We start from the raw sequence: 16,122 nt of genomic DNA on the forward strand, positions 1-16,122 counted from the left end.
GGACGGGGCGTTCACTGCGCGAACTCCACGCGCACCGGCAGGCCGGCGGGCAGTTCTTCGTGCGCCTGCGTGATCTCCACCTCGGCCAGGTAGCTCAAGCGCGCCGCGTCTTCGCCGATGAGCGCGTAGTACGGCGTGAAGCTGGGCTCGCTGCGGATCATGCGCACGCGGCCTTGCAGCGGGCCGTCGCGGCCATCGAGGAACACGCGTGCGGCCTGCCCGACCTTGACGTTGGCGCGGATCGGTTCGGGCACGTAGACGCGGGCGTAAGGGCGCTCGCCCACGAGCATCACCGCCAGCGGCGCGCCGACCGGGGCTTCGTCGCCCAGACGGTACGGCAGGCTGTCGACGACGCCTTCGCGCGGCGCGACCAGGTCGAGCTTGCTCAAGGTCACCGCCTGCGTGGCGGCCTGCGCCGTCGCGGCGGCGACGGCGGAACGGCCCTGCTGGATCTGTTCGATGCGCGTGCCGCGTTCCAGTTCTTCCAGCGCGGCCTGCGCGGCGTGCACCTGCGCCTGCGCGTTGCCGGCGGCGGCGCGGGCGCGGTCGACGTCGGAGGCGGCGACGAGTTGCTGGCGACCAAGCGGTTGCAGGCGCGCGTAGTACGCGCGCGCATCGACGGCTTCGGCCTGCGCCGCGGCGAGGTTGGCACGTGCCTGTGCGATGTCCTCGCTGCGCGGACCGTGTTCGAGTTCCTGCAGCACTTCACCGGCCTGCTGCGCCTGCGCCTGCAAGGCCTGCAACTGCGATTGCGTGCGTGTGACTTCCAGTTGCAGCAGGCGCGTGCCGGCCTTGACGCGCTCGCCTTCGCGCACGTCGATGCGGACGATCTTTTCGGCCGCCGGCGCGGGCAGCGCGATCCGGTCCCATTCCAGCGTGCCCAGCGCCTGCTTCGTGTCGTCGCGGCACGCGGAGAGGGCGAGCGTCATCGCGAGCATCAGCAGCGCGTGCGTCGTCTTGCGGTTCGTGTTCATGCGATCAACCCACACCCAGTCCACGGTCCAGCAACGCCAGCGTGTGCCGGCGCAGCGCGTCGAAATCCAGATCGTCCGCCTGCAGCAGGCGGCGCCAGATCGGCGCACCGGCGGCGGGGAACAGCGTCAGTCCGACCAGCGACACCATCAGCAGGCGCGGGTCGAGGTCTTCATTGAGTTCGCCGCGCGCCTGCGCCTGGGCGAAGCGTGCGGCCATCATCCGCGGCAGCTGCGGGCCGATGCGGTCGAACAGCACGTCGCGCAGCGCGCCGCCTTCGCACAGCACCTCGCGCACCCACAGCGACGGCAGCCACGGATGCGCCGCCACCACGCGCCCCACGCCCAGCACGAAAGCGGCCACAAGCGCGGCGACGTCGTCGCCCGCGGCCATGATCGGCTCGCGCAGTTGCTGGAAGGCCGGCAGCACGCGCTCGGAGATCACCGCCTCCTGCAGCTGCGCCTTGTCGCCGAAGTAGTAATGCAGCAGCGCCGGGGTGACGCCGGCCTCGACGGCGATGCCGCGCAGGGACGTCGCGGCGATGCCTTCGCGGACGAAGCAGGCAATGGCGGCATCGAGCAGGCGCTCGCGCAGGTCGGGGCCATCGGCGCCCGGACGCCCGGGAGAGCGCCGGCCGGCGCCGGCGGGACGGCCCTTGCGGGCCTTGGGGGAGGTCTCGGCGTTCATGAGCGCATATTTAATTATGTGATTAATTAGATCGCAAGCCCGGCCCGACGAACGGTCATAACGTGTCGGTCATGGCATGCCGGCCCGGCCTGCCTGGTCTATGGTTGGAGCCGGTCCCCATCGCCGCCTCCGCCATGGTCCACTCCGCCGCACCCACCCTCCTCCACCGTTGCGCCCTGGGCCTGTGGTTCCTCGGATTGGGGGCGCTGGGTCTGGTGCGCTGGTGGATGCGCTACGCGCGCGACGCCCGCATCTGGTCCGACGCGGTGATGCACGTCTGGTTGTGGGGCTCGTTGCTGATCATGGTGATCGGCGCGCTGTGGATCGCGGGCGTGTTCGGCACGCAATGGCGCAAGCGCGACCCGCGCTGACGTCCCTTTGCGAAATGGCACCCACGGGCGCAAGCTTGTGTGCCCCCGGCGCGCACGGCGCGCATCCCCGCACACGGAAGACCGTCCGTCGATGTCACGAACCACGTCCGAATTCGTCCTGGAGCCGGCCGAAACCGAGCGCCTGGCCAACCTCAGCGGTCCCTTCGACGGCCACCTGCGCATGATCGAACTGCGCCTGGGCGTGGAGATCGCCAACCGCGGCAACATCTTCCGCATCGTCGGCCCGCAGGATGCGGTGGGCAAGGCGGAAAGGCTGCTGCGCGACCTGTGGCGCGACGCTGCCGAAGAAACGCTCACCGAGCCTGCGATCCACCTGCGCCTGACCGAGATCGACGCCGACACCGTCGCCAACGACGACGTCGAGCCGCAGGAAGTCGCGATCCGCGTCAAGCGCGGCACCATCCGCGGCCGCGGTGCGAACCAGGCCAAGTACCTGCACGCCATCGCCACGCACGACATCAACTTCGGCATCGGCCCGGCGGGCACCGGCAAGACGTTCCTGGCCGTCGCCAGCGCCGTGGAGGCGCTGAACGAAGCGCGCGTGCAGCGCTTGATCCTGGTGCGTCCGGCGGTCGAGGCCGGCGAGAAGCTGGGCTTCCTTCCGGGCGACCTCACGCAGAAGGTCGACCCCTACCTGCGCCCGCTCTACGACGCGCTGTACGAAATGCTGGGCGTGGAGAAGGTGGTCAAGCTGCTGGAGAAGAACGTCATCGAGATCGCGCCGCTGGCGTACATGCGCGGACGCACGCTTAACGACGCGTATGTGATCCTCGACGAAGCGCAGAACACCACGATCGAGCAGATGAAGATGTTCCTGACCCGCATCGGCTACGGCAGCACCGCCGTCGTCACCGGGGACCTGACCCAGATCGATCTCCCCAAGCACCAGAAGTCCGGCCTCAAGGACGCGCTGGACGTGCTGCGCAACGTCAACGGCATCAGCTTCACCTTCTTCGAATCGCGCGACGTGGTGCGCCATCCGCTGGTGGCGCGCATCGTCAACGCCTATGACGCCCGCGACGCGCAGGACGCGGCCAGCGGCCCCTCCGCCTGAGCCTGGATGCCATGACAAAGGGCCCGATCCGTCTCGACGTCGTCATCAACTATGCGGTCCCGCGCACGGGCGTGCCGGCGGCCGTGAGCTTCCGCCGCTGGGTGGCCGCTGCGCTGGAGAGCCGCATCCGCGAGGCCGATCTCGCCATCCGCATCGTCGGCACCAAGGAAGGCCGCGCGCTCAACCACCATTACCGTGGCAAGGATTACGCGACCAACGTGCTCAGCTTCCCCGCCGAGCTGCCCGAAGGCCTGCCCGAGGGCGTGAAGATGCCGCTGCTGGGCGACCTGGTGATCTGCGCGCCCGTCGTCGCACGCGAGGCGAAGGAGCAGAAGAAGGCGCTCGCCGCCCACTACGCCCACCTCACCGTTCACGGCGTACTGCACCTGCTGGGGTGGGATCACGAGGACGAGAAGGAAGCGGTGTGCATGGAGCAGCTGGAGCGCGAGATCCTGGCCTCGCTGGGGATCGAGGATCCCTACGGGGACTGAGTCGGCGCTCGCGGCCCTGTCCGGGCCCGCCAAGCGCCCGTCATTCATCCGCGCTAGACTGGGACCGACGTCCCTTCCCCCCGGGGCGCCTGACAGATCGCAATGTCCGAGGACGACAGTAGTAGCTTCCATACGCCCGAGATCCAGGAAAGACGCTCAGACCGGCGTGGGCACGACAAGCCGCGCTCCTGGCTCGAACGCATAAGCTCGGCGCTTTCCGGCGAACCCACGAACCGTGAGGACCTGGTCGAACTCCTGCGCGATGCGCAGGCCGACGGTCTGATCGCCGCCGACACGCTGCGGATGATGGAAGGCGCCATCGCGGTGTCCGACCTGACCGTGGGCGACGTGATGATCCCGCGCTCGCAGATGGTCTCGCTGCCGGCGGACGCCAAGTTCCTGGACCTGATGAAGCAGGTGGTCGAGTCCGGCCACTCGCGCTTCCCGGTGCATGGCGAGGACAAGGACGAGATCCTGGGCGTGCTGCTGGCCAAGGACCTGCTGCGCGGCGTGGTCGCCGACTACGGCCCCGGCAACATCCACGAGCTGCTGCGCCCGGCAGTGCTGATCCCCGAATCCAAGCGCCTGAACGTGCTGCTGCGCGAGTTCCGCCAGTCGCGCAATCACATGGCGATCGTCATCGACGAACACGGCGGCGTGGCCGGCCTGGTGACGATCGAAGACGTGCTGGAGCAGATCGTCGGCGAGATCGACGACGAACACGACGACGCCGAAGACCCGAACGCGCTGATCGCCGCGCAGGCCGACGGCCAGTTCGTGGTCGATGCACTCACGCCGATTTCCGATTTCAACGAGCGCTTCGGTGCCGACTTCGATGACGACGAGTACGACACCATCGGCGGCCTGGTCACGGCCGCGATCGGCCACCTGCCCGAAGCCGGCGAGGAGCTCACGCTGGGCCGCTTCGTGTTCCGCGTCTCCGGCGCCGACGCGCGCCGCGTGCACGCCTTCCATGTCGGGGTGCTGGGTGACGCGTAAGCACGGCGCGCCGCGTCGCCTGTTCGCGCTGATCGTCCTGCTGCTGGCGTTCCTCGCCGTTCCCGCGTTCGCCTCCACGCCGCGCATCGGCGTGGTCACGATGCAGCCGGGCGAGATCTTCTTCGAGCGCTTCGGCCACAACGCGATCGTCGTGGTCGATCCCGAGTCGGGCCAGGCGATCTCCTACAACTACGGCTTCTTCGATCCCAGCGAGCCGGACTTCGTCAGCCGCTTCGTCAAGGGCGACATGCGCTACCGCCTGATGGCCCTGCCCTTCGAGCAGGACCTGATGCAGTACCGCGAGGAAGGCCGCGGCGTCAGCGTGCAATGGCTGGACCTGGACGAAGCGCAGGCGCGCGCGCTGGCCGATGCGCTGGCCGAGAACGCCAAGCCCGAGAACGCGTTCTACAAGTACGAATACTTCGACGACAACTGCTCCACGCGCGTGCGCGACATGCTCGACCGCGCGCTCGACGGCGGACTGCGCCGGCAGATCGAAGGCCGCTCGCACGGCTCCACCGCACGCAGCGAAGCGGTGCGCCTGGCCTCGCCGGCGTGGTGGATGTGGCTGGGTTTCGACGTCGGCCTGGGGCCGTCGTCCGACCAGCCGATGCCGGTATGGCGCGAGTCCTACGTGCCGATGCGCCTGGCCGCCGCGCTGCGCGAAGTGAAGAACACGCAAGGCCGGCCGCTGGTGCTCGAGGAACAGGAACTGCTCCCGCATCGCCTGCCGCCCGAACCGCAGGACGCCCCGGTGCGCTGGTGGCCGTGGGCGCTGGCCGGCATCGCGATCGGCATCGCACTGGCATGGCTCGGACGCGCGCGTCCGTGCGTCGCCGCCGCGGTCGCGCTGCCGTTCTGGACGCTGGCCGGCCTGCTTGGCGCGCTGATGCTGTTCCTCTGGCTCGGCACGCAGCACACCTACGGCTGGGCCAACGCCAACCTGCTGCTGCTCAGCCCGCTGTGCTGGCTGCTGCTGCCCGGTGGCTGGCGCGTGCTGCGCGGACGCGATCCCGGACGCTGGTTCCGCGGCGTGCTGGCCGTCGTCGCACTGGGCGCGGTCGCATCGCTGTTCGTGTACTGGCTGCCGGTGACCCCGCAACGCAACGTGCACTGGATCGCGCTGCTGCTGCCGATCCACCTGGGCCTGCTGCAGGCGTTCCGCGCGCGACGCTGAGCGCTTGCCGCGCCGGCGCGGCGGGCGCAGGATTTGCGCATGAGCACGCCTGCCAAATCCCTGCCCGCCGCCGAGGCCCTTCGCCCCAATCTGCCATCCTGCGTGGTCAACTGCGCAGTGTACGAACGCGGCGGGAAACGCCGCGAGATCAGCCTGGACGAGATCAGCGAAGTCCTGGCGAAGGACGATGACAACTTCATCTGGGTCGGCCTGTACGAACCGGCCGAGGCGATCCTCGACAAGCTGCAGGAGGAATTCTGCCTGCACGACCTCGCCGTCGAGGACGCACGCAACGCGCACCAGCGACCGAAGATCGAAACCTACGGCAACTCGCTCTTCATCGTCGTGCATACCGCGCAGAGCGTGGACACCCACATCCGCTTCGGCGAGACGCACATCTTCGTCGGCCCGCGCTACCTGGTGACGGTGCGCCACGGCGCATCGGCCAGCTATGCGCCGGCGCGCGCGCGTTACGAACGGGATGCCGACGACCTCGCCCACGGCCCCGGCGCGGCGCTCTACACGGTGCTGGACCTGGTCGTCGACAACTTCCAGCCGATCGTCCAGGAGTTCAGCCAGGACCTCAACGAACTGGAGCAGGACATCTTCGCCGAGGAATTCCGCAGCGACACGGTGAAGCACCTGTACGACCTCAAGCGCGAGCTCACCCGCCTGCGCATGGCGGTGTCGCCGTTGCAGGACATCCTCGGCCAGCTCTCGCGCGCGCGCACGAACCTCATCGACGAGGAAAGCCAGCTCTACTTCCGCGACGTCCTCGACCACGCCGTGCGCTTGAACGAGACCACCGACACCCTGCGTGAAATGCTGACCGCCGCGATGAGCGTGAACCTGTCGCTGGTGACGATCCACCAGGGCGAGGTCGTCAAACGCCTCGCCGGCTGGGCCGCGCTGCTGGCCGCGCCGACCCTCATCACCAGCTGGTACGGCATGAACTTCACGCACATGCCCGAGCTGGAGGGACGCTACAGCTACTGGATCCTCATCGGACTGGTCGTGGTGGCGTGCTCGGGGCTGTACGTGCTGCTCAAGCGCGCCAAGTGGCTGTAAACACTGGAGTTCCCTGCTTCGCTTAGACCAAAGTCGCAGGCGACTTGCCGCATTGCGCATTGACCCGGCGCCCGCGCCGGCGCGACTCTTCGGTGATCCTTCCGGAGGGGATGTCATGAAAGGTTTGTCCTGGATCGGCTGGGCCGCCCTGGCGGTACTGGCGGCGTTCTGCATCGGCACCATCGCCCTGCATCGCGGCGAAACCATCAACGCGATATGGCTGGTGGTGGCGGCGGTGGCGACGTTCACCGTCGCGTTCCGCTTCTACGGCCTCTACATCGCGCGCAATGCGCTGATGATCGACGGCAGCCGCGCGACGCCCGCCTGGCGCCGCAACGACGGCCTGGACTACGTTCCGACCGCCAAGAGCATCGTTTTCGGACACCACTTCGCCGCCATCGCCGGCGCCGGCCCGCTGGTCGGCCCGGTGCTCGCCGCGCAGATGGGCTACCTGCCCGGCACGTTGTGGATCCTGTTCGGCGTGGTCCTGGCCGGCGCGGTGCAGGACATGCTGGTGCTGTTCTTCTCCACGCGCCGCGACGGCCGCTCGCTGGGCGAGATGATCCGCGCCGAGATGGGCCCCGCCGCGGGCGTGATCTCGATGGTCGGCATCCTGATGATCATGGTGATCCTGCTGGCGGTGCTGGCGCTGGTGGTGGTGAAGGCGCTGGCGGAAAGCCCGTGGGGCACGTTCACCGTCGCGATGACGATCCCGATCGCGATCCTGATGGGCCTGTACCTGCGCTACTTCCGCCCGGGCCGCATCCTGGAAGTGTCGATCATCGGCTTCGTGCTGCTGATGCTGGCGATCTGGAGCGGCGGCCTGGTGGCGGCGCACCCGACGTGGGGCCCGATCTTCCACCTCAAGGGCACGACGCTGGCGTGGCTGATGATCGCCTACGGCTTCATCGCATCGGTGCTGCCGGTGTGGTTCCTGCTGGCGCCGCGCGATTACCTCTCCACGTTCCTGAAGATCGGCACGGTGCTGGTGCTCGCCATCGCGATCGTCTTCGCGATGCCGGAACTGCAGATGCCGGCGATGACCAAATTCATCGACGGAACCGGCCCGGTGTTCTCGGGCAAGCTCTTCCCGTTCCTGTTCATCACCATCGCGTGCGGCGCCGTCTCGGGGTTCCACTCGCTGATCAGCTCGGGCACCACTCCGAAGATGATCGCCAGCGAGTCCGACATCCCGATGGTCGGTTACGGCGGCATGCTGATGGAGGCCTTCGTCGCGATCATGGCGCTCATCGCCGCATGCGTGCTGCAGCCGGGCGTGTACTTCGCGATGAACTCGCCCGCCGCGCTGATCGGCACCACGGCCGAATCGGCCGCTGCGGCGATCTCAAGCTGGGGCTTCGTGCTGACGCCTGATGTGCTGACGGCCACCGCTAAGGAAATCGGCGAGCAGACCATCCTCTCGCGCACCGGCGGCGCGCCAACGCTCGCGGTGGGCATGGCGCAGATCCTGCACGGGCTGATCCCGGGCGAAGGGATGATGGCGTTCTGGTACCACTACGCGATCCTGTTCGAAGCGCTCTTCATCCTGACCACCGTCGACGCCGGCACGCGCGTGGCGCGCTTCATGATCCAGGAGCTGGTGGGCCTGGCCTACACGCCGTTCAAGGAGACCGAGAGCTGGGCGAGCAACATCGTCTGCACGCTCATCGCCGTCTCGCTGTGGGGCTACTTCCTCTACCAGGGCGTGGTCGATCCGCTGGGCGGCATCAACACCTTGTGGCCGCTGTTCGGCATTGCCAACCAGATGCTCGCGGGCATCGCACTGGTGTTCTGCAGCGTGGTGATGGTGAAGATGAAGCGCGAGAAGTTCCTGTGGATCCCGCTGATCCCGACCGCGTGGCTGCTGATCTGCACGCTCACCGCCGGCTGGCAGAAGCTGTTCCACCCGGACCCGAAGATCGGCTTCATCGCCAACGCCCGCAAGTTCGCCGACGCCGCCGCGCGCGGCGAGGTGCTGGCACCGGCGAAGTCGATGGACGACATGTCGCGCGTGATCTTCAACAACTACCTCGACGCGGGGCTGTGCGCGCTGTTCGTCGCGGTCGTGGTGGCGACCGTGTTCTTCGGCCTGCGCGCCGCGTTCGCCGCGCGTCGCACCAACCTGCCGACTGCGAAGGAGACCGACTATGTCGCGCTCGACGCCATCGCCCGCTGACGTCGGCCGCGTGGCCCTGGACCTGCTCGCACGCTGGTGGCGTGCGAGCTGCCAGACCGCGCGCCTGGCCATCGGCATTCCCGACTACGACGTGTACGCCGCGCACGTGCGGCGCAACCACCCGGACCGCGAACCGATGACGCGCGACGAGTTCTTCCGCGAGCGGATGGATGCGCGGTACGGGAAGGGGCGCAGTCGCTGTTGTTGAGGCGGATACCTGACACGGAAAAGGCGCCGCAAGGCGCCTTTTTCTTTTGCCGCAATGCTCGCCGCCCGAAGCTCCGTGATCCCGTAGCCCGGGTAAGCGCAGCGCACCCGGGACGCCACCGCAACGGAGACCCCGGGTGCGCTGCGCTTACCCGGGCTACGCGTGCTGCAGTCCGCGACGGGGCGCCGTCGATGCGCCTCAACCGGCTACGAGTCTGACTTCGGAATGCCGCCACTCCGCCGGATCGCCCCGGCACTCCAGAAGCCCGCCTTCGATCAGCGCGACGACACGGCTCGCCACGAGCTCTGCATCGTCCACGTCATCAGGAAATTCCAGGTCGCGGGAAGTCATCGCCACGGCGATCACCATGGCCACCTTCTGCCAGTGTGCATTGGCGAATCCAAGAATGAACCGGTCCACCTGTTCGACGACGGCGTCAACCATGCTCAGTTCGCCAGCGACCGCAGGATCAACCCCATCACATACGCCAGCCCCGTGCCCGTCGCATAACCCAGCGTGCCGAGCAATGCGCCCACCGGCGCGAGTGAGGGATGGAATGCCGACGCGACCACCGGCGCCGACGCGGGCCCGCCAATGTTGCTCTGCGAGCCGATCGCGAAATAGAAGAACGGCACGTGCAGCAGCTTGCCGACCAGCCACAGCAGCACGATGTGGATCATCAGCCACACCAGGCCCAGCAGGTACAGCCACGGGCGGTCGAACAGCGCCAGGATGTCCATCTGCATGCCGATGCTGGCGATCAGGAAGTACAGCAGCAGCGTGCCGATGTTGGATGCGCCCGCGCCTTCCAGCGTGCGTGCGCGGGTGAAGCTCAGGCCCAGGCCGACGAAGGTGGAGATCAGCACCACCCACACGAACGGTTCGTGCAGGCTCACCGCGCGCGCCCAGCTCACGTTCGCGCCGAACCACGCCGACAGCGGCGACGCCAGCGCGTGCGCCAGGCCCACCGTCCCGAACGCGATGCCGACGATCACCATCAGATCGGTCAGCGTCGGAATGCGGCTGTGCTGCGCCTTGAACGCAGCGAGCTTTTCCTTGAGCTCATCGATGGCGCGCGTGTCGGCGCCGCTGCGTGCGTCGATGGCCGCGGAGCGTCCGGCGAGGAAGATCAGCGCCGCCATCCACACGTAACCCACACCGACGTCGACGACCGCGAACTGCCCGAACGTCGTCGCGTTGACCTGGAAGATCTCCTTCATCGCCAGCATGTTCGCGCCGCCGCCGATCCAGCTGCCGGCCAGCGCGGTCATGCCCGCCCACGTATCGCCTGCGACCGTTTCCGGATGCACCGCCTTGAACAGCAGGAAGGCGAGGACGCCGCCCAGCATCACGCTGATCGACGCCGCCGCGTACATCGCCACCAGCTTCGGTCCCAGGCGCAACACGGCCTTGAGGTCGATCGACAGTGTCAGCAACACCAGCGCCGCAGGCAGCAGCACGCGGCTGGCGACGGGGTTGTAGAGCTTGCTGTGCTCGCCGTCGATGACGCCGAAGGTGTTGAACAGCCCCGGGATCAGGTAGCACAGCAGCAACGCCGGAACGATCGAATAGAACTTCCGGAACGACTGCAGCGACGAGGTCCAGAACACCGCTCCGAGCGTGGCGGCGATCAGCCCCAGTATCACGATGTCGTTGGTGATCAGCGCGGTACTCGGGGCGTCGTGCATTCGGGCGGATCCGGGGCTTGGCGATGCTGGAGGGTATCAGCCGGCGCGGATCAGTGGCGAGGGCCCTGCGGCACATATCACGCCACTCTCAGGCGTGACGCACCCCGCTTTCGCCGCGCCGGTCGTTCAAGGTCAGCGCGGTGTCGTTGCCCATGTACTGGCGGCGATAACGCAGGTAGCCGGCGGGCTCGTGCACTCCGGCGAATAAGGTGAAGCCACCGTAGGAATCATGGACGTAGTCGGCGAAGAAGTTGGCCAAGGCCGGTGCGACGGGCGCCGCCTTGCGGATGTAGTCGGCGATCTCGCCTGCCTCGGATTCCAATTGCACGTGTTTGCGAATGTTGTTGGCGGGGCCGATACCGGGCCCGAGGTCCACGACATCCCTTACATAACTGCGAACCGGCGATTCGAGCAGCGCGAGGTCGGCGAGGAATCCGTTGTTGGCGTTACTCAGGTTTTCGCGGTCACCGTGGGAGGCACGCTCAACCCACGGAAGTTTCGTGTAGGTGTCCCGCACCTGATACCGCCAGCACAGGTAGGGCATCAGCCACTCGCGCAGACGGCGCGGTTGCGGGCCCATCGCGGCGGTGAAGGCGTCATAGGCTTGCTGCAGGACGGGGTCAATGGCGAAGGGGTCGTAACCTGCTTCAATGGAATCAGCGTTCGCCGCTTCCTTGTCCAGCGGCACCTGCGCCTGCAGCGCGGCTTCGTACATGAGGTTCAGGGGAATCTGCGAAAGCTTTTGACTGTCACGCCCATCCGGCCCGCGCCCCTCCTCCTGCGGCGTGTAACCGCCTCCGATGTCCGAATGCATGCCGGGCAAGGCGAACTGCTGGCAATGCGCAGGCAAGGAGCCGTCCGGATTGCGCACGGTATCCAACGGGAATGAGGCGCGCTGCTCGTGCATCGCCACGTAATGCACACAGCGCTGCACGTGGGTGCCGATACGCAGGGTTTCGGCGCTGGCCCAGTCCAGATGGCCATCGACCCAGTCGCCGATCAGCGGCGCGGAGTGCGGCAGGCCCACGGAGGCCACCGTGTCGAAGAGCCCCAGAAACCGCACCTGCGCCGGGACACCACATAGCTTGCCGGCCGGCATCAACTCGCCCAGCCAGGTGCAGAACACCCGAGCTTCGGCAGCGCCGCGCGAGAAGCCGAACACATCCAGCACGATGCGCTTGATGCGGGGCTTGCATTTGGCGACATCCTTGGCGACTTTTGCGCACCACTCCTGGAAGAACGCTCGGCGCTGCGCGTCACCTGGATCACGCAGCAGGCCGCCCTTGCTCTCCATTTGCACACGCTTGAGTTGGCTGGCGTCGCCTTTCGGCCATGGCAGTGGATTTCCGTGCGAGTCGTATTTGCGCTTACCGTTTCGGCAGAGGGCAGTGATGACCTCCTTCTGGAACATCTGGTACCCATCATCGTTCAAGGATCGGGCGATCGAATTGAGCACCTGCAATAGCGCGAAATTGATACGGCCGTCACCGCCCGCACCCGCCCCTTGCCCTGCGGCCCCGCCTTCATCGGCGATTCCCTCAAAGGGCGTGCCGACACCTGGGACGTAAATTCGGAAATGGCCATTTGAGGGTTTATGCGGATACGCCTTCGATAATCGGTAAATGTTGCTGTCCTTCTGTCGCTCAAACTGGGTCAGAGTACCGCCCTCCACCCATTCCCAGTTGTTGCCGGTGCCGTCCATGAACACACCGATGTTCAATTCCATTTCGCATTCCTCGGTGCGGCAATGCACCTCGGAAAGAACAGGCGTGACCCGTTCCTCCTTGCCCGCATGGGGCTTCAACAGTTCTTCGCTCGCATTCATGGCGTCCCCTTGTTTGCTCTCGTCACCGCTTCCTTCTTTTTGCACGTTTCATCACGCGGGTACTTGCGCCACGGAGCTTTATCCGGGATCGGGTCTTTGATGGGGTACTGCGAATTGGGTCGATTGGCTTTCTCCGGATACCAAGGGGTCGACACCACCTTCACCCCGCCGTCCGCGAGAAAATGCACATACATCGAGTCCGGACGGTGATACGGCTCCACGGGCACGCGGCGCACGTAGTCTGCGCCGGTGCAATCGCGCCAGTTGGTCACGTTCCAACGCACTTCCACCTTGAGACCTTCGCGCCAACGGTTAGGCAGCTTGGCGCAGCACATGATGCTGCCGCCCTGGCCTGCCTGCGCGCCGGCGGCGCCACCCTCACGTTCCCGTCTGCGAGAAAATGCACATACATCGGATTGGGGCGGTGATACGGCTCCACCGGCACGCGACGTACATAGTTCGCGCCGGTGCAATCGCGCCAGTTGGTCACGTTCCACCGCACCTCCACCGTCAGTCCTTCGCGCCAGCGATTGGGCAAGTTGGCGCAGCACATGATGCTTCCTCCTTGGCCCGCCCGCCCACCAACCGCTCCGTCCACAGAGAAGTCCTGCACGCTCAGGTAATCAGCCAGGTGGTCAATGCCTGTCAGCGTGACGCCCTCGATCTCGTCTGGGTCTTCTTCCGTGTAGTCCACCGGCGCGTCGTGGAAGCATCGCGCACGCTTGTACATCTCCTGGATCTGGTCACACACCGCCACCGCCTTCAGCGACGCCTCGTGCGATGCCCGCTGCTCCGCCGTGTATCGCGGTTTCGCCGCGGTCAGGTCTTCCGGCAAGTCCACCCAGCAGTTGTGCGCTTCGCCGTCCTTGCCCAGATTGGCCAGCTTCTGGCATTGGGGCGAACCCTTCAGCCACGCCTTGTGGGAGTGTGATAGCCGCGGCCCGTCACGATCGGCTGGTCGGGATCGCCCTCTAAGAAATCGACGATGACTTCATGGCCGATGCGCGGCAACGCCATGAAGCCGTACATCGTGCCGGCCCAACCCTGGCTGACACGGATCCAGCACGTCGCGTTCTCGCGCGGCCCTCCGCGGTCCCATGGGAACCAGACCTGCACGCGCCCGTGTTCGTCGCAATGGATCTCCTCGCCGGGTGGACCGACGACGTGGGCGATCTGCGGGCCATCGACAACCGGACGCGACGCGGGTTCGGGCTTCCAGTCGTAGTGGGCCGGAACGACGGTGGCGTCAAAGCGGTAGTGCGTTCCTTGCTCGGCGCCGGCGCTGTCGGCTTTCTCCGCCTTCCGATGACATCACTGGCCGATGTACTGCTTCAACCAAGCATTGACCGTGTCGTGCCACTGGATCGAGTTGGCGGGCTTGAGCACCCAATGGTTCTCGTCAGGGAAGTACAGGAACTGCGACGGCACGCCCTGGCGCTGCAACGCGGTGAACGCGCCGATGCCCTGCTCCACCGGGATGCGGAAGTCCTGCTGGCCGTGCACGACGAGCATCGGCACGCGCCAGTTCTTGACGTGGTTGACCGGGTTGAACTTCTCGTAGTTGTCCGGCTTGTCGATCGCGCTGCCGCCCTGCTCCCAGTCGGTGAACCACAACTCCTCGGTGGCGAAGCCCATGCCGCGCTGGTCGAACACTCCGTCGTGGCTCACCAGGCACTTCCACGGCTGGTTCCAGTTGCCGGCGATCCAGTTGACCATGAAGCCGCCGTAGCTGGCGCCCAGCGCACAGGCCTTGTCGCCGTCGAGGAAGGCGTACTGCTGCTGCGCCGCGGCCCAGCCCTTCTGCAGGTCTTCCAGCGGGCGGTCGCCCCAGTGCTGGCTGATCGCATCGGTGAACGCCTGGCCGTAACCGGTGGAACCGTGGAAGTCGATCATCACCACCGCATAGCCCTGGCCCGCGTACGTCTGCGGGTTCCAACGGTAGCTCCAGCCGTTGCCGAAGCTGCCCTGCGGGCCGCCGTGGATGAGGAACGCAACCGGATACTTCTTGCCTTCCTGGTAGTTCCACGGCTTGACGATGAAGCCGTGCACGGTGTCGCCGTTCCAGCCCTTGAAGTCGAACTGTTCGAAGTCGCCGAACGACACGTCCGGCAGGCGCTCGCCCGTGGTCTGCGTGATCGCGCGCAGCGGCGCGGACGCATCATTGCTGGTGGTGTACAGCACGTCGCCGGTCTTGAGCGTGTTGCGCGTCAGCGCGAGCGTCGGGCCGGCAAGGTCGATCGCCGAGATGCTGCCCTCGCCCACCAGCTTCTTGGCCTCGCCCGTGGCGATGTCGACCGCGAACAGCGGATGCTCACCCATGTCGGTGGCCGGCGTGAGGATGGTCTTGCCGTCGGCGCTCAACGTGATGCTGTCGGCGGAGCGGTCCCACTTCGGCGCGATCTCACGCGTCTTGCCGCTGGCCAGGTCCATTTCCATCAGGCCGAAGCGGTCGGCTTCGAAGCCCGGGCGCTTCATCGCGCGGTAGAACAGCGTCTTGCCGTCGCTGCTGAAGGTCGCGCCCGTGTCCCACGCCGGGTTCGACGCGGTGAGGTTCTTCGCCGCGCCCGTGCCGTCGGCGTTGACCTGGTACAGGTCGAAGTTGGTTGAGGTCGGTTCCTTCGCATCGGCGATGCGTGCGCTGAACACCAGCGTGTTGCCGTCCGGCGACCAGGTGTATTCGGTGCTGTCGCCGAACGGACGCGACGGCACATCGCCGTTGACGCCGCCGCTGACGAGCGTCGCCGTCGTCGCGGCCTTGTCGCCCAGCGTCGTCACGAACAGGCGATTGAGGCGACCGTCGTTCCATGCATCCCAGTGGCGGATGAACATGCGGTCGAAGACCACGCCGGTGTTCTTCTGCGCGCCGCGCGCGTCGAGCTTCTTCTTCGAACAGGCCAGATCGGCCTTGCAGTCGGGGAAGGTCTCCAGGTTCACCGCCACGCGCTTGCCGTCGGGCGAGAGCTTGTAGCCGCCCACGTCGGTGGAAAGATCGGTGACCTGCTTCGGCGTGCCGCCAGCGGCGGGAATCGCGTACAGCTGCATCGAGCCGGACTTCGCGCTGAGGAAGTACACCGTCCTGCCGTCCGGCGAGAAGCTGGGCGAGTTGACGTTCCAGCCTTCCGGCGTGAGGCGCACCGGCGGTGCGGCGTCGCGCGCCATCAGGTCTTCGATGTACAGCGCGGTGGACGACTTGTTCGCCGCCATGTCCACCACGCGCTTGGCGAACACCACGCGGCGGCCGTCGGACGAAAGCGTCGGCGAGGAAACGCGCTCCAGCGCGGCGAGGTCGCGCACCTCGAAGCCGCGCGCGGCGAGCGCGGAGGTGGAACCGCAGGCCAGCAGCAGTGCGAGCGGGAGGATGGCGTGGCGTGGCGTCATGGTGGTG

The 16,122-nt window shown here is 66.9% G+C and carries 16 protein-coding genes and 1 pseudogene; 8 read left to right on the forward strand and 9 right to left on the reverse strand.

Going from position 1 to position 16,122, the window contains the following annotated elements:
* Positions 1–11: 11 nt before the first annotated feature.
* On the reverse strand, positions 12–938 hold the full coding sequence (locus AAFF32_RS17565) for an HlyD family efflux transporter periplasmic adaptor subunit (RefSeq protein ID WP_342317306.1): 927 nt from the start codon (positions 936–938) through the stop codon (positions 12–14).
* Positions 939–978: 40 nt separating this feature from the next.
* A complete protein-coding gene (locus AAFF32_RS17570) occupies positions 979–1,659 on the reverse strand; it encodes a TetR/AcrR family transcriptional regulator (RefSeq protein ID WP_342315879.1) in 681 nt (226 codons plus the stop codon).
* Positions 1,660–1,793: 134 nt separating this feature from the next.
* On the opposite strand from AAFF32_RS17570, the gene AAFF32_RS17575 reads away from it, so the two are divergent.
* The 8 genes from AAFF32_RS17575 (at position 1,794) to AAFF32_RS17610 (ending at position 9,224) form a co-directional block, all read left to right on the forward strand.
* Positions 1,794–2,030: a hypothetical protein gene (locus AAFF32_RS17575; RefSeq protein ID WP_216963105.1), complete on the forward strand. Its 237-nt coding sequence runs from the start codon at positions 1,794–1,796 to the stop codon at positions 2,028–2,030.
* Positions 2,031–2,121: 91 nt separating this feature from the next.
* Complete coding sequence (locus AAFF32_RS17580; RefSeq protein ID WP_216963108.1) at positions 2,122–3,105, forward strand: PhoH family protein; 984 nt, start codon at positions 2,122–2,124, stop codon at positions 3,103–3,105.
* Between the two features lie 11 nt (positions 3,106–3,116).
* Positions 3,117–3,596, forward strand: a complete 480-nt coding sequence (ybeY, locus tag AAFF32_RS17585) for an rRNA maturation RNase YbeY (protein WP_216963124.1) — start codon at positions 3,117–3,119, stop codon at positions 3,594–3,596.
* A 102-nt stretch (positions 3,597–3,698) separates the two neighbouring features.
* A complete protein-coding gene (locus tag AAFF32_RS17590) occupies positions 3,699–4,595 on the forward strand; it encodes a transporter associated domain-containing protein (RefSeq protein ID WP_216963138.1) in 897 nt (298 codons plus the stop codon).
* 19 nt (positions 4,596–4,614) lie between these two features.
* Positions 4,615–5,772 carry a DUF4105 domain-containing protein gene (locus AAFF32_RS17595; protein WP_254200640.1) on the forward strand — a complete coding sequence of 386 codons (1,158 nt, stop codon included), beginning with the start codon at positions 4,615–4,617 and terminating at the stop codon, positions 5,770–5,772.
* Between the two features lie 39 nt (positions 5,773–5,811).
* Positions 5,812–6,840, forward strand: coding sequence for a magnesium/cobalt transporter CorA (gene corA, locus AAFF32_RS17600; RefSeq protein WP_216963143.1), 1,029 nt, complete (start codon positions 5,812–5,814; stop codon positions 6,838–6,840).
* Between the two features lie 115 nt (positions 6,841–6,955).
* Positions 6,956–9,016, forward strand: a complete 2,061-nt coding sequence (locus AAFF32_RS17605; protein WP_216963147.1) for a carbon starvation CstA family protein — start codon at positions 6,956–6,958, stop codon at positions 9,014–9,016.
* Positions 8,988–9,224, forward strand: coding sequence for a YbdD/YjiX family protein (locus tag AAFF32_RS17610; protein WP_216963150.1), 237 nt, complete (start codon positions 8,988–8,990; stop codon positions 9,222–9,224). Before AAFF32_RS17605 ends, AAFF32_RS17610 begins: the two co-directional genes overlap by 29 nt.
* A 198-nt stretch (positions 9,225–9,422) precedes the next feature.
* On the opposite strand, the gene AAFF32_RS17615 is transcribed toward AAFF32_RS17610, so the two are convergent.
* From AAFF32_RS17615 to AAFF32_RS17645, 7 genes and pseudogenes are all read right to left on the reverse strand, one after another.
* Positions 9,423–9,668 (reverse strand): DUF3658 domain-containing protein, encoded by a 246-nt coding sequence (locus tag AAFF32_RS17615; RefSeq protein ID WP_216963153.1) that lies wholly within the window; start codon positions 9,666–9,668, stop codon positions 9,423–9,425.
* A gap of 2 nt (positions 9,669–9,670) precedes the next feature.
* Entirely contained in the window at positions 9,671–10,912 is a 1,242-nt protein-coding gene (locus AAFF32_RS17620) for a DUF819 family protein (RefSeq protein WP_216963155.1), read from the reverse strand.
* A gap of 88 nt (positions 10,913–11,000) precedes the next feature.
* Positions 11,001–12,737 carry a DUF2235 domain-containing protein gene (locus AAFF32_RS17625; RefSeq protein WP_342315881.1) on the reverse strand — a complete coding sequence of 579 codons (1,737 nt, stop codon included), beginning with the start codon at positions 12,735–12,737 and terminating at the stop codon, positions 11,001–11,003.
* Positions 12,734–13,072 (reverse strand): DUF3304 domain-containing protein, encoded by a 339-nt coding sequence (locus AAFF32_RS17630; RefSeq protein ID WP_342315883.1) that lies wholly within the window; start codon positions 13,070–13,072, stop codon positions 12,734–12,736. Before AAFF32_RS17630 ends, AAFF32_RS17625 begins: the two co-directional genes overlap by 4 nt.
* The gene (locus tag AAFF32_RS17635) at positions 13,006–13,578 is read right to left on the reverse strand and encodes a DUF3304 domain-containing protein (protein ID WP_342315884.1); all 573 of its coding nucleotides are present in this window, start codon (positions 13,576–13,578) and stop codon (positions 13,006–13,008) included. Before AAFF32_RS17635 ends, AAFF32_RS17630 begins: the two co-directional genes overlap by 67 nt.
* A 65-nt stretch (positions 13,579–13,643) precedes the next feature.
* Positions 13,644–14,009 (reverse strand): annotated as a pseudogene (vgrG, locus tag AAFF32_RS17640) (type VI secretion system tip protein VgrG); the annotation flags it as partial.
* Positions 14,010–14,048: 39 nt separating this feature from the next.
* The gene (locus tag AAFF32_RS17645; RefSeq protein ID WP_342315885.1) at positions 14,049–16,115 is read right to left on the reverse strand and encodes a S9 family peptidase; all 2,067 of its coding nucleotides are present in this window, start codon (positions 16,113–16,115) and stop codon (positions 14,049–14,051) included.
* Between the last annotated feature and the right edge of the window lie 7 nt (positions 16,116–16,122).

Source organism: Lysobacter sp. FW306-1B-D06B (genome assembly GCF_038446665.1).
Taxonomy (GTDB): domain Bacteria; phylum Pseudomonadota; class Gammaproteobacteria; order Xanthomonadales; family Xanthomonadaceae; genus Lysobacter_J.